The organism is Anaeromyxobacter oryzisoli (assembly GCF_022690765.1).
GTDB lineage: Bacteria > Myxococcota > Myxococcia > Myxococcales > Anaeromyxobacteraceae > Anaeromyxobacter > Anaeromyxobacter oryzisoli.
Genome location: NZ_JALCZA010000028.1, coordinates 1 through 21292 on the forward strand (window position 1 = coordinate 1; position 21292 = coordinate 21292).

A 21292-nucleotide genomic window follows, 5' to 3' on the forward strand; every position below is an offset into this window, starting at 1 on the left:
CGCGTCGGCGTCGCGCGCCGCGCGGGCGCGCTCCCAACGGGCGCCCGTCGCCGCGGTGAGCGCCTCGCCGTAGCCGTCGCGCCAGGCCGCGCCCGAGAGGCCGCGGGTCACCTCCGTCGCGACGCGGAGCGCGGCGGCGTCGGCGCGGAGGGCCACCAGCCGGCGGAGCGCGAGATCCCGGATCACGTCGGGCGCGTGGCGCCGGTCCACGTCGGCGCGCTCGGCGAGCCAGCGCGGCTCGAGGAGGAGCCCCTCGAGGAGCGCGCCGAGGGCGACGCCGAGCGCCGCGTCGCGCCGGTGCGGCGGCGCCGCGGCGGCCGCCAGGGCGCGCCCCACCGCGAGGAAGACGTCCTGCCAGTCCCCCGCGCCGCCCCGCGGCCGGTACACGATCCGCGCCCCTTCGACGTGGACCCCCGGCCACTTCGCGGGCCGCTCGGCGTCGTCCACGCGGACCTTGCCGAGCTCGAGGCCGAGCGGCTCGAGCGTGAGCTTCAGCGCGACGGCGAGCATGCCCGGCCGGAAGATCCCGTCCCAGCGCGGGAGGCGCGCCAGGCGGAGGAGGTCCGCGCGCGCGAGGTCGCCCTGCGGCGCGGGCGCGAGCGCGAGCTCGTGCCGCGCGCGGTAGGCGAGGACGTCGCGGTAGGCGTCGTCGGACGCCGAGAGGACGGCGTCGCCCTCCACCACGATCCGCCAGTCGGGGACGAGCCCCACCTCCGCGCCGGCGCGGGCCCGCTCCTCGGCGGCCCGCTCCCGCAGGCTCGCCGCCGGGCCGAGCGCCTCCTCCGCGGCGGCCGCGAACGCCAGCCGGCGCGTCCGGTCGGGCTCGCGCAGGATCGCGAGCTCCAGGGAGGCGAGCGGCGCGCGCCCGTCCGGCCCGATCCCGGCGGCGACCGACTCCGCCGCGCGCCACGCCTCCTCGACCTCGGCCTGGGCGCGCTCGGCGCGCAGCGCCGCGACCCGGCGGGCGAGGTCCTCCCGTCCCGCCCCCCGGAGCGCGGCCACGGTGTCACGGTGCGCCGCGCGCGGCCTCGCCGCGAACAGGCGAGCGAGCGCCGGCTCCGGCTCGAGCCCCCCGACGTGGCGGGCCCGCTCGGCCTCGAGCGAGAGGGCGAGCGCGTCCACCTCGCCCGCGAGCAGTTCGATCTCGACCGCGTCCATGATAGAAAAGACCTCCCGCCCGGCCTCGCCCGGGAACCGTCCGGCGCCCAGGTACTTAGCACGCCGACGGGCCCCGCCCCGCAGCGTGCCTGCGCCCCGGGCCGGCGGCCGCTTGACAGCGCGTCCGACGCTTTTACGTTTCGGACCGACGGAGATTCGCTGCAATGCCCATCTACGAGTACGAGTGTCCCAAGTGCGGGAAGTTCGACGTCCTGCAGAAGATGTCGGCCCCGCCGCTCGAGGTCCATGACGTCTGCGGCTCGAAGGTCAAGAAGCTCATGAGCGCCAGCTCCTTCGCGTTCAAGGGCTCCGGGTTCTACATCACCGACTACGGCGGCAAGAGCGCCGCCGCGATCACGCACCACGACAAGGCGCCGGAGAAGAAGGCGGAGCAGAAGCCGGCCGCCTGCGCGAGCTGCCCCGCGAACAAGTCCGCCGCGTAGCGTCGCGTGCGCCGCCTGGAACTCGTCGTCACCCCGGCCGATCAGGGCGAGCGGCTCGACCGGTTCGTCGCCGCCCGGGGGGCGATCACCCGCGGCCTCGCGCGCCGCACCCTCGACGCCGGCGGCGTGTTCCTCGACGGCCGGCGCTGCAAGGTCGCCGGGCGGACCCTCCACCCCGGCCAGAAGGTGACCGTGAACCTCGAGGAGGGCGGCCGGGGCGCCGCCCCTCCCCGCCCCCTGGAGCGGAGCCGGCTCCTGTACGCGGACGCCGACCTCGTCGCGGTGGACAAGCCGTCCGGCGTCCCCGCCCAGCCCACCCTCACCACCGATCGCGGCACCCTCCCCGAGCTGGTCGGCGCCCTCCTCGGGGCGCCGGTCACGATCGTCCACCGTCTCGATCGGGAGACGTCCGGCGTGACCGTCCTCGCGCGCTCGAAGCGGGCCGCGGCCGCCCTCGCCGAGGCGTTCCGCACCGGGGCACCGCACAAGACCTACCTCGCGCTCGCCGCCCGGCCGCCGGCGCCTGCCGAGGGCCGGATCGATCGCCCGCTGGGGAAGGACCCGTCGCGCCCGGGGCTCCGGCGCGTCGATCCCGCCGGCGACGCCGCCGCCACCCGCTACCGCACGCTCCGCGCCTCGCCGCTCGCCGCGCTCGTCGAGGCGCGGCCCGAGACCGGCCGCACCCACCAGATCCGGGTGCACCTCGCGGCCCTCGGCGCGCCGCTCCTCGGCGACCCCCGCTACGGCGGCCCGCGGCGCGTCGGGGAGGTGGCGATCCCGCGCGTGATGCTCCACGCGGCGCGGCTCGAGCTCGCGCACCCCGTCACGGGCGCGGCGCTGGTCTTCGAGGCGCCGCCGCCCGACGACTTCCGCGCGGCCGTGGCGGCGCTCGTGCCGCCTCCCGCGCAGGGATGACCGCGGCGGGGTGACAGCCCCGCCCCGCCGTGCTCTCCTCCGGCGGAGCCGCCTCGCGCCGCCATGCCCGCCGCCCTCGTCCTCGCGCTCGCCCTCGCCGGCTCGCAGGCCCGCCCCGCCCGGCCCGCGGCGCCGCCGGACCTCGCCCACGCGCTCCTCGCGGCGGTCCGGAGCGCGGGGCTCGACGCCCTCGTCGACGCCGGGCCGGCCGAGGGCGGCTGCCCGACCGGGCCCGGCTGTCCGCGGCCGCTGCCGCCGATCGCGGCGGCGCCGCACCTCGACGTCGCGGTGATCCGGCTCGACGCCGCGGGCCGCGCGATCGAGGCGGCCGACGTGCAGCTCGCGCCGGACCAGCCGGACGGCCGGATCGTGCCGCTCGGACGGGACCTCGCCGTCCGCGGCGTGCGCTTCCGGCGTTGGGCGCAGGACCGGCGCGAGGCCGGCGCGGCCGCGCCGCCGTTCCAGGACGGCGACGACGTGGCGCCACCACGCCGGAGGGATCCCGTGCCGGGTCCCCCCGCTCGCGCCGCGCGCGACTTCATGGCCCCCTACCCGGCCTCCGTCTTCAAGCTCCTCGTCGCGTTCCACGTGGTCCGGCGGGCCGCGGAGGGCGCGCTCTCCCTCGGGCTCCCCGTCGCCGACGGCCCCGGCCCCGACGCGGAGCTCCGACCGCTGGACGCCTGGCTCGAGGCGATGATCACGCGCTCGGACAACCGGGCGACCCGCGCGATCCTGCGGCACCTGCACGCCCGGGGCGAGGTGGATCGGATGAACGCCGACCTCGCCGCCCTCGGCCTGGGGACGCTCCGCGTCGAGGGGACGAGCCCGGAGGACGGCGGCCGCTGGGCCCCCGGCGAGGTGAACGTGACCGCGATGGACGCGGCGCGGCTCCTCTGGCTGGTGGCGGGCGGCCCCGGCGTCCTCTGGCGCGCGCCGGACGGACGTCCGGTGACGCGGGCGGTGCTGCCGGAGCCGGCCCGGGCGCGGCTCCTCGCCCTGCTCGCGGACCAGGGGATGCACGACGTGCTCTCGTCGGGCAGCGTCTGCGGCGCCCGGCCGGACGGGATCCCCGCCGTGATCCCGCGGCGGTTCGTGGATCCCGTCACCGGCCGGGAGACGGTCGGAGACCTCGCCTACGGGCGGGACGTCCGCCCCTGCGAGGCCGCCGCGGAGGTCCGCTTCCTCCACAAGACCGGGCGCACCTGGAACTTCGCGGCGGACGCCGGGCTCGTGGAGAGCCTGCCCGGCCGGCCCTTTCGACGCTACGTGATCGTCCTCCTCGCGACGGCGGGGAGCCGCTACCTCGACCCGGAGAGCGCCGCGGCGCCGCTCCACCCGTGCGACGCCGAGAAGCTGTGCGTCTCCGCGGCGATCGCCCGGATCGGCGCCGCCGTGGACGGGTACGCGGTCGCCGCCGCACGTCGGTGACGCCCCGACGACCCCGGCGCGTTTGGCGCCGGCGGAGGTTGCCGGTATCGTGTGCGCCGCGAGCGCGCCTCCCCCACCCGGGCGCGCAGGAGATCGACTCTCGATGCGCCTCATCGCCTCCCCCCTCCTCGCCGCCGCCGCCGTGGCCGCGGCCCTCGCCGCCCCGGCCGCTCGCGCTGCCTCGGCGCCCGACGAGCAGGCGCGCTTCCTCGCCGGCCTCCCCGTCGCGGCCGGATCGCCCCTCGCGAAGCTCGAGGCGTCGCCCGCCTGGAAGGCCCACCAGAAGACGATGGACGACGCCTGGGCGACGCTCGCGGCGCGGCTCGGCACGATGAGCGCGTGGTCGAAGGCGGAGCTCGCGCCGCGGATCCAGCCCGGGGCGAAGCTCCTGTACCTCTTCGGCGGCCCGGACGCGGTGACGCCGCTCTGCCTCTTCCCGGACGCCCCCGCGTACCTCCTCGCCGGCCTCGAGCCCGTCGGGCAGGTCCCGCCGCCCGAGTCGCTCGACCCGAAGGCCCTCGATCGCGCCCTCGCCGGGCTCGCCGGGGCGCTCCGCTCGGTCGTCCCGGCCAACTTCTTCCGGACCGACGAGATGGGGCACGACCTCCGCCACGACGCGATCGACGGGGTGCAGCCGATCCTGTACCTCTTCATCGCGCGCTCGGGCGGGCGGATCCTCGGCGCCGAGCGGATCGAGATCGACGGCGCCGGCGCCGCGAAGGTGAAGCCGGACGGGGAGCGCTGGGGCGACGGGACGCGCGGCGTCCGCGTCCGCTTCCAGCGGGAGGGGCGCGCGCCGCAGGAGCTCACCTACGTGCAGGTGGACCTCAAGGACTCCGCGCTCGCGCGGAGCCCCGGCTTCCTCGCCTTCGCCCGCGGGTTCGGCAAGGCGAACGCCTTCCTAAAGGCCGCCTCGTTCATCCTGCACGACAACCACTTCTCGAAGCCGCGCGCCCTCGTCATGGAGCAGAGCCTCGCGGTCCTCCAGGACGACTCCGGCCTGCCGTTCCTCGCCTTCGAGAAGGAGAAGGCGAGCTGGGACCTCACCGCGTTCGGCAACTACCTGCGCCCCAAGCCGCCCTTCGCGAAGGCCTGGCAGCCGGGGCTCGTGAAGCTCTTCGAGGCCGGCCCCGCCCGGCCGCTCCCGTTCAAGATCGGCTACCGCAAGGAGCCCGCCGAGTCGAACCTGCTCCTCGCCGTGCGCAAGCCCGCCGCGAAGCCGGCGGGGCCGGCCGCGCCCGCCGGCAGGCCCGCCCCGGCCGCGGCGCCCGCGGGGGCGCACCAGCGGTGAGGTCTACCTCCCCGCGCGCGGGAGGAACGGCTCGGGGTTGAGGAGCTTGTAGGTCTGCGGGTCCATCTGCGGCTCCGGGAACCGCCGCGGCCGGAGCTGCCACAGCACGCGGGCGGTGTTCTCGGCGAGCGTCGGCGCGATCTTGAGCCGGCGATCCCGCTCCACGAACTCGCCGACGAGCTTCTGGAGGCGGGCGATCTCGCGCTCGTGCACGCCGCCGATCCGGCGCAGCAGGAAGAGCGCGCTCCCGGCCAGCCAGACCTCGCGGGTCTCGAGGCCGCGGTTGTGGTCGAACGGCGACGCGAACCCGTAGTGCGCGAGGAGGTCCACCAGGGCGGGGACCGCCTTCGCGCCGAAGCGCGCGAGCTCCGCCTCCACGTCCCACGGGCTCATCCCGCGCGCCCGCGCCTCCTCCGCGATGGGCGTGCGCCACTCCATGTACAGGTCCTCGTAGAGCGCCAGCCAGATCCGCATCCGCTCCCGGCGCGGCGCCCGGTTCACGCAGCGCACGAAGGGCGCCATCGCCGTCTCGCGCAGGTGGCGCTCCACCGTGGGGCGGGGGTTCAGGAGCTTCAGCCCCTTGAGGAAGAACGCCGGCGAGGGCGACGGGCAGAGCACGTTCACGGTGAGGAAGGCCCGCTCCGCGCCGCGCCCGAACAGGCCGGCGCGGTCGATCACCTTGAGCGCCCCGACGAGGGCGGCGTAGAGCGCGACGTCGGCGCCGGGGCGCCACTCGAGCACCGGGGGCAGCGAGAGGGCGCGGACCTCGGGCGAGAAGTCGTGGTAGCCCCAGTCCGGCGTGGACCAGCGGAGGAGCCGGCGCCCGGCCTCGCCGCGGTAGCGCGGATCCGCCTCCGCCCGCGCCGCGGCGCGCCGGGCGAGCGCCTCCTCGGTGTTCGCCGAGGCGGACACCGTGGTGAACGCCGCCTCGGCGTCGAGGAAGAGCGCGAAGGCGTAGAGGGCCTCGGAGCCGATCCGGGCCCGGAGCGCCTGGACCGCCGACGCCGTCCGCGAGGCGAGCTCGCGGCGGAACGTGGCCAGGTCGAACGCGCCCGACGGCGGGGCGGCGAGCGGGAGGGCGGGCGGAGCGCCCGGCTCTCGTGGGGAGTCCGGCACGGCGGCGTCGAACGTAGCGCCGGGGCCGGCGCCCGCGCAAACCCCGGACGTCCCCGCCGACACGATCAGCGCCCGCGCGCGCCGTCCAGCGCCGCGCGGATCGCCTGCGCCAGCGCCTCCGACGGGACCGGCTTCTCCAGGCAGCCGTCGTCCGGCACGCCGTCCCGCGCCGCGCCGGGGTAGCCCGACATGAGGAGGGCGGGCCGTCCCGGGCAGCGTTCCCGGAACGCGCGCACCAGCTCCGGGCCGCGCATCCCCGGCATCATCACGTCCGTGAGGAGGAGATCGATGCGCGGTCGGGCGGCGACCAGGGCGAGCGCCTCCTCGGCCGATCCCGCCTCGACCACGGCGTAGCCGCGCGCGTGCAGCGTCCGGCCGATGGCGCGGCGGACGAGCGGCTCGTCGTCCACCACGAGCACGGTCTCGCCGCGTCCCGGGCCCGCGCGCTCCGCCGCCGGCGGCGCGCGCCGCGCGCCGGGATCCGCGGCGGGGAGCAGGATCGAGAACGTCGTGCCCTGCCCGGGCGCGCTCCGGACCGTGATCGCCCCGCCGTGCTGGACGACGATCCCGTGGACCGTCGCGAGCCCGAGGCCGAAGCTGCGCCCGCCGGGCCTCGCCGAGGAGAACGGCTCGAACACCCGCGCGACCGCCTCGGGCTCCAGGCCCTCCCCGGTGTCCGAGACGTCCAGCCGGACCCAGCCGCCCGGACGCGGCGCGGCGACGTCGCCGGTCCGGGTCGGCGCGAGGGCGAGCTCCAGGATCCCGCCCTCCGGCATCGCGTCGCGCGCGTTCAGGGCGAGGTTCGCCAGGATCTGCTCGAGCTGCTGCCGGTCCGCGAGCACGGGGGGGAGCGGCGCGGCGACGTCGATCCGCACCGCGATCCGGTCCCCGACGAGCCGCGGCAGCCCGGACGCGAAGGCGCGGACGAGGTCCTCGAGCTGCACCGGGCCGAGCTCGAGCCGCTGCCGGCGGCTGAAGGCGAGGAGCTGCCGCGTGAGCGCCGCGGCGCGGCGCCCTGCCTCCCGCACCGCGACGACGTCGTCCCGGGCCGGGTCGTCCGGGCGGAGGTCGGCGAGCAGCGCCTCGGAGGTCCCGAGGATGGTGGTGAGGAGGTTGTTGAGGTCGTGGGCGACGCCGCCGGCGAGCCGCTCGACGGCGTCCGGGTGCGCCGGCGCGGTCGGCCGCCGCTCCGGCTCCGCCCGCGCCGCCGCCTGCGCGTCGAGCGCGGCGCGCAGCCCGCGGATCTCCTCGAGCAGCGCCACCTCCCGGAGCCGGCCGAGGACGGCCTCCGCGGCGCGCTCGAGCACCGGTCCGGCCTCGACGAGGCGCGCCTCCGAGCGATCGTCCACGAGGACGAACGCGCCCGTCCCGAGCGCACGATCGGTGAAGGGCAGGAGGAGCGCGGCGCGCGGCACGATCCCGCCGGGCAGCGACCCCGCGCCGAGCCCGGCGGCGGCGCACGCCTCGGCGCCCGACAGCGGCACCGCGCCCCCCTCGAGCGCCGCGAGCACCTCGGCGGGCGGCGTGAAGACCACCGCGGCCGGCGGCGCCTCGCCGGACGCGAGGTGCACCGCGCGCGCCGCGAGCCGCCCGCCCTCGCGGACGCAGGCCATGCAGAGCGGCACGTCCTTGAGGACGCTCATGCGCTGGAGGCCGGCCGCCAGGATCGCCGCGGGCTCGCCCTGGGCCCACACGTGGTCGGCGAGGACGCCGAGGAGGACGGCGTCCGTCTGCGCCTCGGCGAGGCGGGCGTTCTCGTCCTCGAGCGCCCGGAGCCGGGCCTCCAGGTCCTCGACGCGCGCGCCGACGTCGTCAGACGCGGCCGCGTCCATGGTGCGTCTCGTTCAAGCTTTCCCCCCGCGCAGAGGCGGACGACCATGCGTATCACGCCGCTGCGCGCCGTGCGTAGCGCCCGGTTCGCGCGACACCCGCAGTGGTCACGCCACGCAGTGGAAGTCTCGGAGCTCCTCGAACCCGGCCCTGGCGAGCGCGCCCCGGATGAGGTCGCGCGCGCCAGGCGCCCCCACCGCGACGAGCAGCGGGAGCCCGCGGAGCCGCGCCACGTCCTCGTGCGAGACGACCCGGGCGCTCCGGATGGTGCGCCCGATCTTCGCGCGATCCACCTCGACGAAGCAAGCGGTGGCGATCCCGTGCGCCCGCAGCGCGTCCGAGAACGCCTTCCCGGTCACGCCGGCGCCCCACAGCGCCACCTCCCGCACCCCGGGGAGCACGTGCGCCGCGAGGTGCGCGCACTTCAGCGCCACGTGCCGCGCGAGGGCGTAGCGCGGGTCGGTCCGGGTCGCGCGCCCGGCCGACTCGCGCCAGTCGAGGACGCGCGCCGGGACGTTGGTGAGCCTCCCGCCCGCGGCGACCAACCGCAGCCAGAGGTCGTAGTCCTCGGGGAAGAGGCCGTCGCGCCAGCCGCCCGCCCGGGCCAGGGGCGCGTGCCGGATCGCGCTCGCGGGGTGGACGAGCGGAGCCTCGACCAGGAGATCGCGGGCGCAGAGCTCCGGCGTGACGAGCCCGTTCAGCCACGCCGCGTAGCGGCGCATGCCGGCCCGGACCACGCGGCGGGGGAACAGCCGGACCCTCCCGCCCACCGCGACGAGCCCCGGATCGGCGGCGAGCGCGGCGAGCGTCTCGGCGAGGCGGCGCGGGTGGGCCACGTCGTCGGCGTCCATCCGCGCGATCACCTCGGCGTCGCAGGCGGCGAGGCCGCGGTTCAGCGCCGGCGCGATCCCCTCCCCGGGGCCGCGCAGGACCCGCACCCGGGCGTCGCGCGCGGCGAGGCCGTCGAGCACCTCCGCGGATCGATCGGTCGAGCCGTCGTCCACGCAGACGAGGGCGAGGTCCCGCTCCGTCTGGCGCAGGATCGACACCGCCGCCGCCCGCACGGTGGCGGCGGCGTTCCGGACCGGCATGAGGACCGCGACGCGGGGCATTTCGGGCGTCAGGTCTCAGGCGTGAGGCGAACCGGCGCCGGCACGCGCCCGTGGACCGTGCCCGTCACCGTCACCGGCTTCTCCGTGACCCGTCCCGATCCCGTGGCCCGTGGTCCCGATGCCCGTGGTCCGACGCCGTCGGATCACGGGCCAGGGGACCACGGGAGGCGGGAGGCGGGAGGCGGGCACGGGGGATCGGTCACGGGTACGGGTACGGGCACGGGTCGCCGGCCTGAAGCCTGAGCCTCACGCTCACTGTCCCTTCCGCCTCGTGGGATCCCGCGGGAGGGCGCCGCTCTCGGCGCAGAGCCACTCGGCGGCGAGGATGTACCCGCGGTACCCGAGCCCGGCGATGACGCCGCGGCAGGCCGGCGCCGTGACGCTCGTGTGCCGGAAGCCCTCGCGCGCGTGGATGTTCGAGAGGTGCACCTCGATGGCGGGCGCGGGCACGGCCTTCAGGGCGTCGTGCAGCGCGTAGCTCGTGTGCGTGAGCGCGCCGGGGTTCAGGATGATCCCCTTCGCCGCCTTGCGGTGCTCGTGGAGGAAGTCGATGAGCTTCCCCTCGTGGTTCGACTGGAACGCCTTCACCTGCACGGTCCAGCCGGCGCAGGCGTCCACGACCATCTTCTCGATCTCGGCGAGGGTGGTGCGGCCGTAGATGTCCGGCTCGCGCTCGCCGAGCAGGTTCAGGTTCGGTCCGTTGAGGAGGAGGATCATCGCCTCGCCTTTCTCTTGGCCCTCGCGCCCTTCGTCGCGGGGACGACGGCGCGCGCCGGCCCCGCGGCGATCTCGGCGACCGTCGCCTCGACCGCGGCCTCGTCCGCGGCGACGTCCCACTCCACCGTCCAGCCCTCGCCGACGGCGACCGGCAGCACCCACAGGAGCCCGGCGTCGCCGCGCTTCTTGTCGAACGCCATGAGCTTCACGGCGGCGCGGGCGATCGGGGCCGGGACCCGGGTCGGGAGGCCGGCGCCCTCGAGCGCCGCCTCCACGGCCGACACCGGCCCGTCGCCCACCCGCCCGAGCCGCCGGGCGAGCCGGAACGCGAACGCGAGGCCGATCGCCACCGCCTCGCCGTGCGTGTAGCGGGAGAACCTCCCCGCCGCCTCGACGCCGTGGCCGAAGGTGTGGCCGAGGTTCAGGAGCTTGCGCGGCCCCTTCTCCCGCGGGTCCGCCTCCACCACGTCCACCTTCATCCGGGCGCAGGCGGCGATCACCGACGGCTCGGGGATCCCCGCCCGGCATCGCTCGGCGAAGGTGGCGAGGAGCGGCGGCTGGAGCGCGCCGTACTTCATCACCTCGCCCTTGCCGCTCGCGAGCTCGCGCGCCGGCAGCGTCTCGAGCGCGATCGGGTCGGCGAGCACCGCCTCCGGCGGGTGGAACGCGCCGACGGCGTTCTTCGCGAGCGGGAGGTTCACCGCGGTCTTCCCGCCGATGGCCGCGTCCACCATGCCGAGGAGCGTGGTCGGGACCGCCACCCAGGGGACGCCGCGCATGTAGGTCGCGGCGAGGAAGCCGGCGGCGTCCGTGACGGCGCCGCCGCCGAGGCCGACGACCAGGGAGCGGCGGGTCAGGCCGGCGCGGAGCAGCGCCGTCGCGGCGCGCTCGAGCTCGCGGAGGGTCTTGCCGCGCTCGCCGTCCGGGAGGACGTGCACCACCGCGAGGGCACCGGTGCGCGCGAGCCCGGCCTTCACCGCCCGCCCGTGCGCCGTGCGGAGCACCTTCGCGCAGGAGACGAGGGCGACCCGGTCGTGCTCCCCGGCGAAGCCGGCGAGGGCGTCGTCCGGCGCCCCGCCGACGCGCACCGGGTACGCGTGCTCGCCCTGCGTCGCGGCGATCAGCTCGGAGACGATCGGGGCGCGGACGCTCGACGTCGGCATCACAGAGCCTCCAGGATTTGGCGCGCCAGCGCCTCGGGCGAGCGGCCGTGCGCCTCGACGGTGAGGTGCGCGCGGCGATAGAGCGGCAGCCGGCGCGCGCGCAGCGCCTCCCAGCTCGCCGCGAGCGGCCGCCCGTCGCCCGCCCCGATCCGGCGCGCCGCCTCGGCGGAGGAGACGTCGAGGAACACCACCCGGCCGACGGCGAGGAGCCGCTCGGCGCTGGCGGGATCGCAGAACGCGCCCCCGCCGAGATCGGCGACCGAGCCCGGGGGGATGGCGCACACCGCGAGCCGCTCCAGGGCGCGGAAGGCGGGCTCGCCGTCCTCGGCGAAGATCGCGGGGATCGGCTTCCCCGCGCGCGCCGCGATCTCGGCGTCGAGGCAGACCACGCGCCGCCGGAGGAGCCGGCCGAGCTCGCGGGCCACGGTGGACTTCCCGCTGCCCATCATCCCGGCGAGGGCCAGGGTCTCAGCGGATCCGAGCGGCATACGCCTCCACGGCCTGCTCGACGTCGGCGATGGCGTCGCCGCCGAACTTCTCGAGGAAGGCGTTCGCGACCTCCCAGGCGACCACCGCCTCGCCCACGATCGCCGCGGCCGGCACCGCGCACACGTCGCTCCGCTCGTAGCGCGCCTGGGTCGCCTCGCGGGTCGCGAGGTCCACCGTGTCGAGGGGGTGGAGCATGGTCGGGATGGGCTTCATGTAGGCGCGGACCCGGATCGGCATCCCGTCGCTCATGCCGCCCTCGAGGCCGCCCGCGCGGTTCGAGGGTCGGTGGAAGCCGCGGGCCGGATCGTAGTGGATGGGATCGTGGAACTCGTAGCCGGGGCGGCCGACCTGCGTGCCGTCCCCCACCTCGACCGCGCGGATCGCCTGGATCCCGCAGAGCGCGCCGGCGAGCCGGGCGTCGAGGCGCCGGTCCGGGTGGACGTGGCTGCCGAGGCCGATGGGCAGCCCCTCCGCGTACACGTCGAAGGCCCCGCCGATGGAGCCGCCGCGCGCGCGCTCGGCGTCGATGAGGGCCCGCCACTCGGCCGCGAGCCCCTCGTCGTCCACGTGCAGGTCGGAGGCCTCGATGGCGGCCCGCTGCTCCGCGCTCGGCGGCGCGTCCGCGAGCTTCGCCCGCGGGCCGATCGCGACCACCCGCGAGGAGACCGCGATCCCGAACCGGCCGAGGAGCGCCTTCGCCAGCGCGCCGAGCGCGACGATGGTCGCGGTGGAACGGGCGCTCGCGCGCTCGAGGACGTCGCGCGCGTCGTCGAGGTCGTACTTGAGGGCGCCGGCGAGGTCGGCGTGGCCGGGGCGGACCTGGGTGAACTTCTTCCCGCCGCGGGCGTAGGGCGAGACGAGGTCCTTCCAGCTCTCGTGGTCCTTGTTCCAGACGACGAGGGCGATGGGAGCGCCGGTGGTCACCCCGCCGCGCAGGCCGGCGAGGAACTGGGCCTGGTCGGTCTCGATCTTCATCCGGCCGCCGCGGCCGTAGCCCTTCTGGCGCCGGCGGAGATCGCGATCCACCGCCTCGAAGTCCACGGCGAGCCCGGCGGGGAAGCCCTCGGCGATGGCGACGAGGCCCGGGCCGTGCGACTCGCCGGCGGTGAGGTAGCGGAGTGTCATCGCGTCGCGGCTCCTGGCGGCCCGCCGGAGCCGTCCTCCGGGGCTCGGGCCGTGGTGGGGTGAGGGCGGGCCAGCGCGGCGGTCATGACCGCCTCGGGGGCGGCGCGCCCGGTCCAGAGTGTGAAGGCGAGGGCCCCCTGGCGCACGAGGATCTGCTCGCCGGTGACCAGCCGCGCGCCGGCGGCGGCGGCGGCGCGGGCGAAGTCGGTCTCGCCGTAGACGAAGTCGAGCGCCACCTGGCCCGGGCGGAAGGGCACCGCCGGGAGGCGCCCGCCGTGCCCGGCGAGGCCGACGCTGGTGCCGTTCAGGACGGCGTCCGCGGCCCCGGCCTCGGCCTCGAGCGCTCCCCAGGGGACCGCCGCGGCGCGGCCGCCGTCCGGGGCGGCGGTGCGGAGCTGCTGCACGAGCTCCTCCGCGGCCTCGGTCCGCCGCGCCGCGACCCGGACGTCGGCGCCGAGCCGGAGGAGCGCGAAGCACGCCGCTCGCGCCGCGCCGCCGGCGCCGAGGAGGAGCGCCCGGGCGCCCGGGCCGACGCCGGCCGCGGCGAGCAGCGACTCGCACGCGGGCGCGTCGGTGTTGAAGCCCTCCCAGCCGCCGGCGGTGCGCCGGAGCGTGTTGACCGCGCCGATCGCCTCCGCGGCGGGGTCGAGGTCCACGCAGGCGGCGAGGGCGCGCCGCTTGTGCGGCACCGTCACGTTGAGCCCCTCGATCCCGAGGGCGTGGGCGCCCCGGAGCGCCTCGTCGAGCCGCCCCGGCGCGACCGGCAGCGCGACGTACACCGCGTCGAGCGCGGCGGCCGCGAACGCCGCGTTCTGCATCTCCGGCGAGCGGCTGTGGCCCACCGGGTGGCCGACCACGCCGTAGACGGCGGTGGCGCCGGTGATCACGGCCGTGCCCCCTGCGCGAGCGCGTCGAGCAGCCCGAAGAACGACGGGAAGCTCGTCGAGACGCACGCCACGTCGTCGAGGACGACCTCCTCCCCGCCCGCGAAGAGCTGCGCGATCGCCATCGACATGGCGATCCGGTGGTCGAGCCGGGTCTGGACCGCGACCCCCCGGAGCGGCGTGGGGCCGTCGATGGTGCAGCCGTCGTCGTGCAGCTCGATCCGCGCCCCGGCCCGGGCGAGGGTCTCGCCCATCGCGGCGAGCCGGTCCGACTCCTTCACCCGCAGCTCGCGCGCGTCGCGGATCACCGTCCGCCCCTGGGCCTGGGTCGCCATCACCATCACCACCGGCAGCTCGTCGATGAGCCGGGGGACGAGCGCGCCGCGGATCTCCACGCCGCGGAGCTCCGCCGCCTCCACCGTCACGTCCGCCCGCGGCTCGCCCGCGATCTCCCGCGCGCCGGCGACGGTCACCTTCGCGCCCGCCGCCTGGAGCACGTCGAGCACGCCGGTGCGGGTCTCGTTCACGCCGAGGTTCCGCACGGTGACGCGCGAGCCCGGGAGGGCCGCCGCCGCGCAGAGGAAGAAGGCCGCCGAGGAGATGTCCCCGGGGACGTCCACCCGGGTCCCCCGCGGCCGCCCCGCCGAGATCTTCACCTCGAGGCCGTCCACCCGGACCGGGACGCCCATCCCCTGGAGCATCCGCTCCGTGTGATCCCGCGAGCGCTGGGGCTCGACCACCGACGTCTCCCCCTCGGCGAAGAGGCCGGCGAGGAGGATCGCGCTCTTCACTTGCGCGCTCGCCACCTCGAGCACGTGGCGCACGCCGCGGAGCGAGCCGCCGCGGATCACCACCGGGGGCAGCCGGTCCCCGTCGCGGGCGAGGAGGCTCGCGCCCATCCGCCGGAGGGGGTCGATCACGCGCCGGACCGGGCGCTTGCGCAGCGAGGCGTCCCCGGTGAGGACCGCGAGCCCGGGCACGCCGGAGAGGACCCCGCAGAGGAGGCGCAGGCTCGTCCCGGAGTTCCCGCAGTCGATGACGTCGCCCGGCTCGCGGAGCTTCTCCGCGCCGATGACGACGACCTCGTCGCCCTCGGTCCGCACCGTCGCGCCGAGGGCCTCGACGGCGGCGCGGGTCGAGCGCACGTCCCCTGCGTCGAGGAGCCCGCGGACGCGGGTCTCGCCCTCGGCGAGGGCGCCGAAGAGGAGGCTCCGGTGCGACACCGACTTGTCGCCCGGGACCTCGATCGTCCCGCGGAGCGGCCCCTCGCGGCGACAGGTGAGCGGGCCCTTCGAGGTGGTCGTCAAAACAGCTCCTCCCGGGCGGCCCGCGCGGCCTCGAGGGCGCTCCGGGCCGCCTCCGGCGAGTCCTGGATGGCGGCGAGGATCCGGGCGAGGTGCCCCTCGAGCCGGCGCGCCGCCTCCGGCACGTGGACGTTCCGGCGCGAGGCCTCGCCCTGCACGTCGAACGGGAACTGCGCGAGGCGGGTCATGTCCTGGAGGCCGGGGCCGGCGAGGTGCCGCGCGAGGGGCCCCGCCTCCTGCGCCGCGAGGGCGAGCGCCGAGGCGACGAGGTACGGGAGGTGCGAGACCATCGCGACGGCGGCGTCGTGCTCGGCCGCGGTGCAGCGGAAGATCCGGGCGCCGAGCGCCTCGTGGAAGGCGGCGACCGCGTCCACCGCCGGCCCGGGCGCGTCGGTGACCACCGCGACCGCGCCCCCGCGCCAGCGCTCCGCGGCGGCCGCACCGCCCGCGTAGCCGCCGTGCCCCCCGAACATCGGGTGCGCGCCGACGAACGCGACCCCGGGGCGGACCCGCGCCCGGGCGAGCGCGACCACCCGCTCCTTCGCGCCGCCCACGTCCGTGAGGACCGCGCCGTCCGGGAGGAGCGCCGACACCGGCGCGAGCAGCGCCTCGATGACGGCCACCGGGGTGCACAGGAAGACCAGGTCCGCGCCGGCGAGGGCGGCGTCCGGCGCGGCCGCGGCGGCCTGGACCACCCCTTCGGCGAGCGCCTGGGCCCGGACCTCGGCGCGCGGCTCGACGGCCACGACCTGCACGTCCGGCCGGACCGCGCGCGCGGCCCGGGCGAGCGCCGAGCCCACGAGCCCGAGGCCGACGACGCCGATCCGGGCGGGGACCGCGCCCATGCTCACGCCCTCCGCCCCGAGGGCGCGAGCGCCCTGCGGTCGCGATCCGTCTCCACCAAGCCGTTCACGGGTGATCCTCTCCTCTTCCTGCCGCCGCCGCGGGCATCAGGGCTTCCGATGGAGATCCGGCCGGAGCGCCTGGGCCCCCCGCAGGTAGACGTGATTGCGCGGGCCGTCCGAGTCCACGTGCAGCAGCACCCGGATCACCCGGGGCAGGGAGCCGGGGACGGGGATCTCCTGCGAGTCGATCATCGGCACCTCGTTCCAGCCCTGGAGGCGCGCCGCGCGCGCCGGGAAGTCGGCGTCGAGGTCGTGCGTCACCGTGAAGATCGCCCAGACGATCTGGGACGGGTGGAGCTCGTTCCGCCGGGTGATCTCGGCGCACAGCTCGACCACCGCCTCCTCGATCGCCTCGACAGTGTTCGCCGCGACCTGCGTCGCCCCACGGAGCCCGCGCATGAGAGTCGCCGAGTCTATGGAATGGCCCTACCCCTGTCCACCGCGCGCGGCCCGCACCGGCTCCTCCGAAGCGCCCGGCACGGAGACCTCCGCCTGGGAGGCCGGGCGGCCGATCCCACGGCGCCCGGCCGGGCCCGCGGACGCGGACCGGAGGCGCCGCGGCGACGCCGAGGGGGTCCGCGGCGTCCCGGGTCGTCGCCTCCGGCCGCGTGGGCTTCACCGTAGGTTCCACGCCGAACCCGCTCGCCCGGGGTCGTCGGGGCGCGCCACGAACGGCGCCGCGGCGGCGAGGCCGAGGAGGAGGAGGACGATGATCCAGCGGGCCCGCCGGACCTGCGCGCTCCCGCATCCGCAGCCCTTCGCGCACCGTCCCCGTTGCGACCTGTTCTCATCCATGACCAGCACGGTACACGTCCACGCCGCGGCGGATCAATACCCGCGCGTTTTCCGGCGTGATTCGCCAACAGCGAAGCTTTTCTTGATGCAACTTGGTCGCGGTCCATTCAGCGACGTTCGCCGGCCCGGATCGCCTCGGCGAGCGCCACCGTCCGCCGCGCCGCCTCGACATGGAGCGCCTCGACGAGCCGCCCGTCCACGACGACGACGCCCTTCCCCGCCGCCTCGGCCTCCGCGTGCGCGGAGATCACCCGCCGGGCGGCCTCCACCTCGACCGGCGTCGGCGCGAAGGCGCGGTTCGCGGCGCCGAGCTGGGCCGGGTGGATGACCGTCTTCCCATCGAAGCCGAGATCGCGCCCCTGGCGGCAGGCCGCCTCGAGCCCGGCCTCGTCGGCGAGGTCCAGGTGCACGCCGTCGAGGGCGGCGAGGCCGTTCGCGCGGGCGGCGAGGAGGAGGAGGGCGAGGCTCGGGAGCACCTCGGCGCGGCCGGGCGTGTGCCGGGCGCCGAGGTCCTTCACGAGGTCGCTCGTGCCGGCGACCAGCGCCGCGAGGCGCGGGCTCGCCGCGGCGATCGCGGCCGCCCCGAGGACGCCGCACGGCGTCTCGATCATGCACCAGAGGGCGAGGTGCTCCGGCGCGCCCGCGGCGACGAGCGCGCGCTCGGCGGCGCGGACGTCGTCCGGATGCTCGACCTTGGGCAGGCACACCGCGTCGGCGCCCGCCCGGGCGATCGCGTCGAGATCCGCGGCGCCCCAAGGCGTGGTGGCGCCGTTCACCCGCACCACGACCTCGCGCTGCCCGAACCCGCCCGCCGCGAGGGCGGCGACCACGCGGCCGCGCGCCTCGTCCTTGGCGGATGGCGCCACCGCGTCCTCGAGGTCGAGGATCAGGGCATCGGCCGGGAGCGTGCGCGCCTTCTCGAGGGCACGCGGGTTCGAGCCGGGGAGGTAGAGGACGCTGCGGCGCGGGCGAACGGTGATCATGGAGCCTCCGGGGGTTCGGGCGCACGGGAGCCTGCCAGAGCGCGGGGCGGCTGCGAAGCCCGCTTGTCGTGCGCGCGGGGCGAACGGATCCTCCCATCATGAGGGCTCGCTACGCGGTCGCGCTCGTCGTCGCCCTGGTCGCAGTGCTCTTCGTCGTCGCGCTCGTCCTCGCCGGATCCCCAGGCCAGCCGCAGCATCGCGCCGCCCGTGACGCCGCGGACTCCGCCTCCCCGACCGCGTCTCCGGCTCCGGTCGCGACGCCAACCGCGACCGAGCCCCCAACGCCGACTGCCGCGCCAACGCCGACCGCGCCCCCAACACCGACCGAGCCCCCAACGCCGACTGCCGCGCCAACGCCGACCGCGCCCCCAACGCCGACCGCGCCCCCAACCCCCACCGCGACCCCCACCCAGACCTCGACCCCGACGGCGGTCCCCACCCCGAGCAGGTCCCCGCCCACCACCAGCTCCCTCGCCGCCCGTCGCCGCGCCCGCGAAGCTGCCGCCGCCGAGGGTACGGACGGGGACCGCGCCGCGGCGAGCCGTGACGAGCAGCCACGACCCGACGCCCAGGCCGAGCCGGGCGGCCCGGCCCAGCCGGAGAACGCCCAGGCCCCGGCCGGCGCCACGGCGACCGAGCAGCTCGATCGCCTCCGCACGCAGGTGGACGCGCTCCAGGGCGAGGTCTCCTCGCTCCAGGCGGCCCAGGCGAGCCAGCGCGAGCGCGCGGACGCGCTCGCGGCCCAGCTCGAGCAGGAGCGGGCGGCCCGGGCCGCGGAGGCGGAGGAGGCCGCGCGCTCGCCCGGGCAGCGCGCGGAGCAGACCGGCGGTGCGCTCCAGGGGATGAGCGGCGCGCTCCAGGCGCTCGCCGCGGGAGATCCGACCGGCGTCGACAGCCTGCTCGCCGGGAACGCCGCCGCGCTCGAGGCGGCACGCACCGAGGCCGGCCGCCGCGGCGCGCAGCAGGAGGCGGCCCAGGCCGGCGCCGGCGCGGCGTACCTCGCGACCGCCCGCGAGGCGCTCGCCCGCGGCGATCTCTACCAGGCGAAGGTCGCGGTCGCGCTGGCCGTCCGGGCCGCCGCGACCGCGAACGCCCTCGCCCGGGAGGGAGCCCTGGCCCAGGCGGGCGGCACCGCACCGCCGCCCCCGGCGCCCGCCGCGGGCGGAGGCATGGGAGCCGGAGGCTACTGACGTTCGGGGCCGGTTCCACCGGCCCCGAACGCGAACGCGAACCCGTACCCGTCACCGTGCCCGTGACCGTGACCGTTCCCCGTGCCCGCCTCCCGCCTCCCGTGTCCCCTGGCCCGTGATCCGACGGCGTCGGACGACGGGGATCGGGCCACGGGCCACGGGCCACGGGACACGGATCACGGTTCACGGAGAAGCCGGTGACGGTGACGGGCACGGTTCACGGATCGTGCCGCGTCCGTCACCGCACCCGCACCTGCACCCGAGCCTCGTACCCGCCTCCCGCCTCCCGTGTCCCCTGGCCCGTGATCCGACGGAGTCGGACCACGGGGACTGCGGGCCACGGGCCACGGGACCCGGTTCACGGATCACGGAGACCCCGGTGACGGTGACGGGCACGGTTCACGACTCGTGCACGGCGTCCCGTCTCCGGCGCCCTATCCCGGCGGCCAGGTCATCCTTCGGCCGCCGAGCACGTGCGCGTGGATGTGGAACACGGTCTGCCCCGCGTCGGCGTTGGTGTTCAGCACCGCCCGCCACCCGCGCCCGGCGAGCCCGCGCTCCTTGGCGAGGGCGGCGGCGACGCGGAGGAGCTTCCCCGCGAGCGCGTCGTCGTCGGGGCCGAGATCGTTCAGGGTCGGGATGTGCCGCCGGGGGACCACGAGCAGGTGCGTGGGCGCCTGGGGGTTGATGTCCAGGAACGCGACCGTGTCGTCGTCCTCGTGGATCTTCTTCGCGGGGATCTCCCCCTTCACGATCTTGCAGAACAGGCAGTCCGCCATCGGTTCACCTCGCTCCTTCAGAAGACCTTCTTCGAGTCGAGCAGGATCGTCACCGGCCCGTCGTTCACGAGCTCCACGTCCATCTGCGCGCGGAAGACCCCGGTCTCGACCGGCAGCCCCTGCTCGCGGAGGAGCGCGCAGCAGCGCTCGTAGAGCGCGTTGGCGGCCTCCGGCGGCGCGGCCTCGACGAAGCTCGGGCGGTTCCCCTTCCGGCCGTCGCCGAGGAGCGTGAACTGCGAGACCACGAGCACGCCGCCGCCGACCTCGCCCACCGCGAGGTTCATCTTCCCGGCCGGGTCCTCGAAGATCCGCAGCGCCGCGATCTTGTCGGCGAGGGCGCGCGCGTCCTGCTCGCCGTCCGCGCGCGACACCCCGAGCAGCACGAGCAGCCCGCGCCCGATCGAGCCGGTGACCCGCCCCTCGACCCGCACCTCCGCCCGCGACACGCGCTGCACGACCGCCCGCACGGCCCCTTCATTGGCACGCGCGGGGCGCGGTTTCAACGGGGTTCGACCGGACGACGCGCCGTGACAGCCCACGGAGCGCGTGCTACCTAACGGACGCCGCCCCCCGGGCCGGACGCCGGCTCCCCCGGAGGGCCTCGGGCCCGGACTCCGGAGCGGCGCGAGACCGCATGCTGCTCCTCCGCGACGCGCAGAAGTCGGATCTCGCGAGCCTCGCCGCCCTGGCGAAGGTGCTCGACACGGTGAACCTCCCGCACGACGAGCGGGCGCTCGTCGAGATCGTCGATCGCTCGGTGCGCAGCTTCGCCGGGAAGATCCGCGACCCGCTCGAGCGCACCTACGTGTTCGTGGCGGAGGAGCCGCGGTCCCGCCGGATCGTCGGGACCTCGATGATCATCGCGCAGCACGGCACGCACGAGTCGCCCTGCACGTTCTTCGACGTCTCGGAGCGCGAGCACTACTCGTCCACCCTGGACCGTCACTTCAAGCACCAGGTCCTCTCCCTCGGCTTCCACTTCGACGGCCCCACCGAGATCGGCGGCCTCGTGGTCGAGCCCGCGCGGCGGGGCGGGGCGGAGAAGGCCGGCAAGCAGCTCGCGTTCGTGCGCTTCCTCTACATGGCGGCGTTCCGCGAGCGCTTCCGCGAGACGGTGCTCGCCGAGCTCCTCCCGCCGCTCACGCCGGACGGGCGGAGCCTGTTCTGGGAGGCGTTCGGCGCGCGCTTCACCGGCCTCGACTACAAGGAGGCCGACAAGCGGAGCCGGGAGAACAAGGAGTTCATCCAGCAGCTCTTCCCGCCGGTGGACGTGTACGCGACGCTCTTCCAGCCCGCGGTCCGCCGTCGCCTCGGCCAGGTCGGGCCGCGGACCAGACCGGTGCGGCGCCTCCTGGAGCGGATCGGCTTCCGGTACGTGAACCGGATCGACCCCTTCGACGGCGGCCCGCACTACGAGGCGAAGCTCGCGGACGTGACGATCGTGCGCGCGCACCGGCGGGCGCGGCTCCTCGAGGGCGCGCCGCCCGAGGGCGGCGGCGAGGAGTGGCTCGCCGGGATCGCCCGCGGCGAGGGGAGGACCCGCTTCCGCGCGGTGCGCTGCGCCGCCCGCCTCGAGGGCGACGGCGTGCAGATCCCCGAGGAGGCGCGCGAGGTCCTGCGCGTCCGGTCGGGCGAGCGGCTGCACCTCGTGCCGTTCGCGTGAAG

22 protein-coding genes are annotated in these 21292 nt (G+C 76.9%); 6 read left to right on the plus strand and 16 right to left on the minus strand.

Annotated elements, in window-relative coordinates; translation table 11 throughout:
- On the minus strand, positions 1 to 1158 hold a 1158-nt coding region (locus tag MNZ27_RS10880), incomplete at its 3' end, for a hypothetical protein (RefSeq protein ID WP_242394070.1).
- A 164-nt stretch (positions 1159 to 1322) separates the two neighbouring features.
- Here MNZ27_RS10880 and MNZ27_RS10885 point away from each other — a divergent pair.
- From MNZ27_RS10885 to MNZ27_RS10900, 4 genes are all read left to right on the plus strand, one after another.
- Entirely contained in the window at positions 1323 to 1601 is a 279-nt protein-coding gene (locus MNZ27_RS10885; RefSeq protein ID WP_242394071.1) for an FmdB family zinc ribbon protein, read from the plus strand.
- Positions 1602 to 1607: 6 nt separating this feature from the next.
- The gene (locus tag MNZ27_RS10890; RefSeq protein WP_242394072.1) at positions 1608 to 2516 is read left to right on the plus strand and encodes an RluA family pseudouridine synthase; all 909 of its coding nucleotides are present in this window, start codon (positions 1608 to 1610) and stop codon (positions 2514 to 2516) included.
- Positions 2517 to 2579: 63 nt separating this feature from the next.
- Positions 2580 to 3944, plus strand: a complete 1365-nt coding sequence (locus MNZ27_RS10895) for a serine hydrolase (RefSeq protein WP_242394073.1) — start codon at positions 2580 to 2582, stop codon at positions 3942 to 3944.
- Between the two features lie 103 nt (positions 3945 to 4047).
- Positions 4048 to 5235: a hypothetical protein gene (locus MNZ27_RS10900; protein WP_242394074.1), complete on the plus strand. Its 1188-nt coding sequence runs from the start codon at positions 4048 to 4050 to the stop codon at positions 5233 to 5235.
- Positions 5236 to 5238: 3 nt separating this feature from the next.
- On the opposite strand, the gene MNZ27_RS10905 is transcribed toward MNZ27_RS10900, so the two are convergent.
- The 13 genes from MNZ27_RS10905 to MNZ27_RS10965 form a co-directional block, all read right to left on the minus strand.
- Positions 5239 to 6351, minus strand: a complete 1113-nt coding sequence (locus MNZ27_RS10905) for a DUF4303 domain-containing protein (RefSeq protein WP_242394075.1) — start codon at positions 6349 to 6351, stop codon at positions 5239 to 5241.
- 65 nt (positions 6352 to 6416) lie between these two features.
- Positions 6417 to 8183, minus strand: a complete 1767-nt coding sequence (locus MNZ27_RS10910; protein WP_242394076.1) for an ATP-binding protein — start codon at positions 8181 to 8183, stop codon at positions 6417 to 6419.
- 105 nt (positions 8184 to 8288) lie between these two features.
- The gene (locus tag MNZ27_RS10915; protein WP_242394077.1) at positions 8289 to 9293 is read right to left on the minus strand and encodes a glycosyltransferase family 2 protein; all 1005 of its coding nucleotides are present in this window, start codon (positions 9291 to 9293) and stop codon (positions 8289 to 8291) included.
- A 252-nt stretch (positions 9294 to 9545) separates the two neighbouring features.
- The gene (gene aroQ / locus MNZ27_RS10920) at positions 9546 to 10010 is read right to left on the minus strand and encodes a type II 3-dehydroquinate dehydratase (protein WP_242394078.1); all 465 of its coding nucleotides are present in this window, start codon (positions 10008 to 10010) and stop codon (positions 9546 to 9548) included.
- Positions 10007 to 11173, minus strand: a complete 1167-nt coding sequence (locus MNZ27_RS10925; protein WP_242394079.1) for a 3-dehydroquinate synthase — start codon at positions 11171 to 11173, stop codon at positions 10007 to 10009. Before MNZ27_RS10925 ends, aroQ begins: the two co-directional genes overlap by 4 nt.
- A complete protein-coding gene (locus MNZ27_RS10930; RefSeq protein ID WP_242394080.1) occupies positions 11173 to 11661 on the minus strand; it encodes a shikimate kinase in 489 nt (162 codons plus the stop codon). Before MNZ27_RS10930 ends, MNZ27_RS10925 begins: the two co-directional genes overlap by 1 nt.
- A complete protein-coding gene (aroC, locus tag MNZ27_RS10935) occupies positions 11642 to 12787 on the minus strand; it encodes a chorismate synthase (RefSeq protein ID WP_242394081.1) in 1146 nt (381 codons plus the stop codon). The genes MNZ27_RS10930 and aroC overlap by 20 nt, the downstream gene beginning before the upstream one ends.
- Complete coding sequence (locus MNZ27_RS10940) at positions 12784 to 13674, minus strand: shikimate dehydrogenase family protein (RefSeq protein ID WP_242394082.1); 891 nt, start codon at positions 13672 to 13674, stop codon at positions 12784 to 12786. Before MNZ27_RS10940 ends, aroC begins: the two co-directional genes overlap by 4 nt.
- On the minus strand, positions 13671 to 14978 hold the full coding sequence (aroA, locus tag MNZ27_RS10945; protein ID WP_242394083.1) for a 3-phosphoshikimate 1-carboxyvinyltransferase: 1308 nt from the start codon (positions 14976 to 14978) through the stop codon (positions 13671 to 13673). The genes MNZ27_RS10940 and aroA overlap by 4 nt, the downstream gene beginning before the upstream one ends.
- Positions 14975 to 15820, minus strand: coding sequence for a prephenate dehydrogenase (locus MNZ27_RS10950; RefSeq protein WP_242394084.1), 846 nt, complete (start codon positions 15818 to 15820; stop codon positions 14975 to 14977). Before MNZ27_RS10950 ends, aroA begins: the two co-directional genes overlap by 4 nt.
- A gap of 105 nt (positions 15821 to 15925) precedes the next feature.
- Positions 15926 to 16279, minus strand: coding sequence for a chorismate mutase (gene aroH / locus MNZ27_RS10955; protein ID WP_242394085.1), 354 nt, complete (start codon positions 16277 to 16279; stop codon positions 15926 to 15928).
- A gap of 216 nt (positions 16280 to 16495) precedes the next feature.
- Positions 16496 to 16675, minus strand: a complete 180-nt coding sequence (locus MNZ27_RS10960; RefSeq protein WP_242394086.1) for a hypothetical protein — start codon at positions 16673 to 16675, stop codon at positions 16496 to 16498.
- Positions 16676 to 16782: 107 nt separating this feature from the next.
- On the minus strand, positions 16783 to 17658 hold the full coding sequence (locus MNZ27_RS10965; RefSeq protein WP_242394087.1) for an HpcH/HpaI aldolase/citrate lyase family protein: 876 nt from the start codon (positions 17656 to 17658) through the stop codon (positions 16783 to 16785).
- A gap of 98 nt (positions 17659 to 17756) precedes the next feature.
- On the opposite strand from MNZ27_RS10965, the gene MNZ27_RS10970 reads away from it, so the two are divergent.
- Positions 17757 to 18848, plus strand: coding sequence for a helicase SNF2 (locus MNZ27_RS10970; protein ID WP_242394088.1), 1092 nt, complete (start codon positions 17757 to 17759; stop codon positions 18846 to 18848).
- A gap of 434 nt (positions 18849 to 19282) precedes the next feature.
- Here MNZ27_RS10970 and MNZ27_RS10975 read toward each other — a convergent pair whose 3' ends face one another.
- Positions 19283 to 19627, minus strand: coding sequence for a histidine triad nucleotide-binding protein (locus MNZ27_RS10975; protein ID WP_242394089.1), 345 nt, complete (start codon positions 19625 to 19627; stop codon positions 19283 to 19285).
- A gap of 17 nt (positions 19628 to 19644) precedes the next feature.
- Positions 19645 to 20094 (minus strand): D-aminoacyl-tRNA deacylase, encoded by a 450-nt coding sequence (dtd, locus tag MNZ27_RS10980; RefSeq protein WP_242394090.1) that lies wholly within the window; start codon positions 20092 to 20094, stop codon positions 19645 to 19647.
- Positions 20095 to 20261: 167 nt separating this feature from the next.
- Between dtd and MNZ27_RS10985 the strand changes: the two genes are divergently transcribed.
- Complete coding sequence (locus tag MNZ27_RS10985; protein ID WP_242394091.1) at positions 20262 to 21290, plus strand: arginine N-succinyltransferase; 1029 nt, start codon at positions 20262 to 20264, stop codon at positions 21288 to 21290.
- The last annotated feature ends 2 nt before the right edge of the window (positions 21291 to 21292 follow it).

What these genes read in the sequence shown, in the direction of transcription:
- aroC (WP_242394081.1), bottom strand. Translation starts at nt 12,787, where the DNA reads ATGACACTCCGCTACCTCACCGCCGGCGAGTCGCACGGCCCGGGCCTC.
- MNZ27_RS10975 (WP_242394089.1), bottom strand. Translation starts at nt 19,627, where the DNA reads ATGGCGGACTGCCTGTTCTGCAAGATCGTGAAGGGGGAGATCCCCGCG.
- aroH (WP_242394085.1), bottom strand. Translation starts at nt 16,279, where the DNA reads ATGCGCGGGCTCCGTGGGGCGACGCAGGTCGCGGCGAACACTGTCGAG.
- MNZ27_RS10915 (WP_242394077.1), bottom strand. Translation starts at nt 9,293, where the DNA reads ATGCCCCGCGTCGCGGTCCTCATGCCGGTCCGGAACGCCGCCGCCACC.
- MNZ27_RS10900 (WP_242394074.1), top strand. Translation starts at nt 4,048, where the DNA reads ATGCGCCTCATCGCCTCCCCCCTCCTCGCCGCCGCCGCCGTGGCCGCG.
- MNZ27_RS10970 (WP_242394088.1), top strand. Translation starts at nt 17,757, where the DNA reads ATGAGGGCTCGCTACGCGGTCGCGCTCGTCGTCGCCCTGGTCGCAGTG.
- MNZ27_RS10965 (WP_242394087.1), bottom strand. Translation starts at nt 17,658, where the DNA reads ATGATCACCGTTCGCCCGCGCCGCAGCGTCCTCTACCTCCCCGGCTCG.
- MNZ27_RS10950 (WP_242394084.1), bottom strand. Translation starts at nt 15,820, where the DNA reads ATGGGCGCGGTCCCCGCCCGGATCGGCGTCGTCGGCCTCGGGCTCGTG.
- MNZ27_RS10895 (WP_242394073.1), top strand. Translation starts at nt 2,580, where the DNA reads ATGCCCGCCGCCCTCGTCCTCGCGCTCGCCCTCGCCGGCTCGCAGGCC.
- MNZ27_RS10930 (WP_242394080.1), bottom strand. Translation starts at nt 11,661, where the DNA reads ATGCCGCTCGGATCCGCTGAGACCCTGGCCCTCGCCGGGATGATGGGC.
- MNZ27_RS10910 (WP_242394076.1), bottom strand. Translation starts at nt 8,183, where the DNA reads ATGGACGCGGCCGCGTCTGACGACGTCGGCGCGCGCGTCGAGGACCTG.
- MNZ27_RS10960 (WP_242394086.1), bottom strand. Translation starts at nt 16,675, where the DNA reads ATGGATGAGAACAGGTCGCAACGGGGACGGTGCGCGAAGGGCTGCGGA.
- MNZ27_RS10985 (WP_242394091.1), top strand. Translation starts at nt 20,262, where the DNA reads ATGCTGCTCCTCCGCGACGCGCAGAAGTCGGATCTCGCGAGCCTCGCC.
- MNZ27_RS10925 (WP_242394079.1), bottom strand. Translation starts at nt 11,173, where the DNA reads ATGCCGACGTCGAGCGTCCGCGCCCCGATCGTCTCCGAGCTGATCGCC.
- aroQ (WP_242394078.1), bottom strand. Translation starts at nt 10,010, where the DNA reads ATGATCCTCCTCCTCAACGGACCGAACCTGAACCTGCTCGGCGAGCGC.
- MNZ27_RS10885 (WP_242394071.1), top strand. Translation starts at nt 1,323, where the DNA reads ATGCCCATCTACGAGTACGAGTGTCCCAAGTGCGGGAAGTTCGACGTC.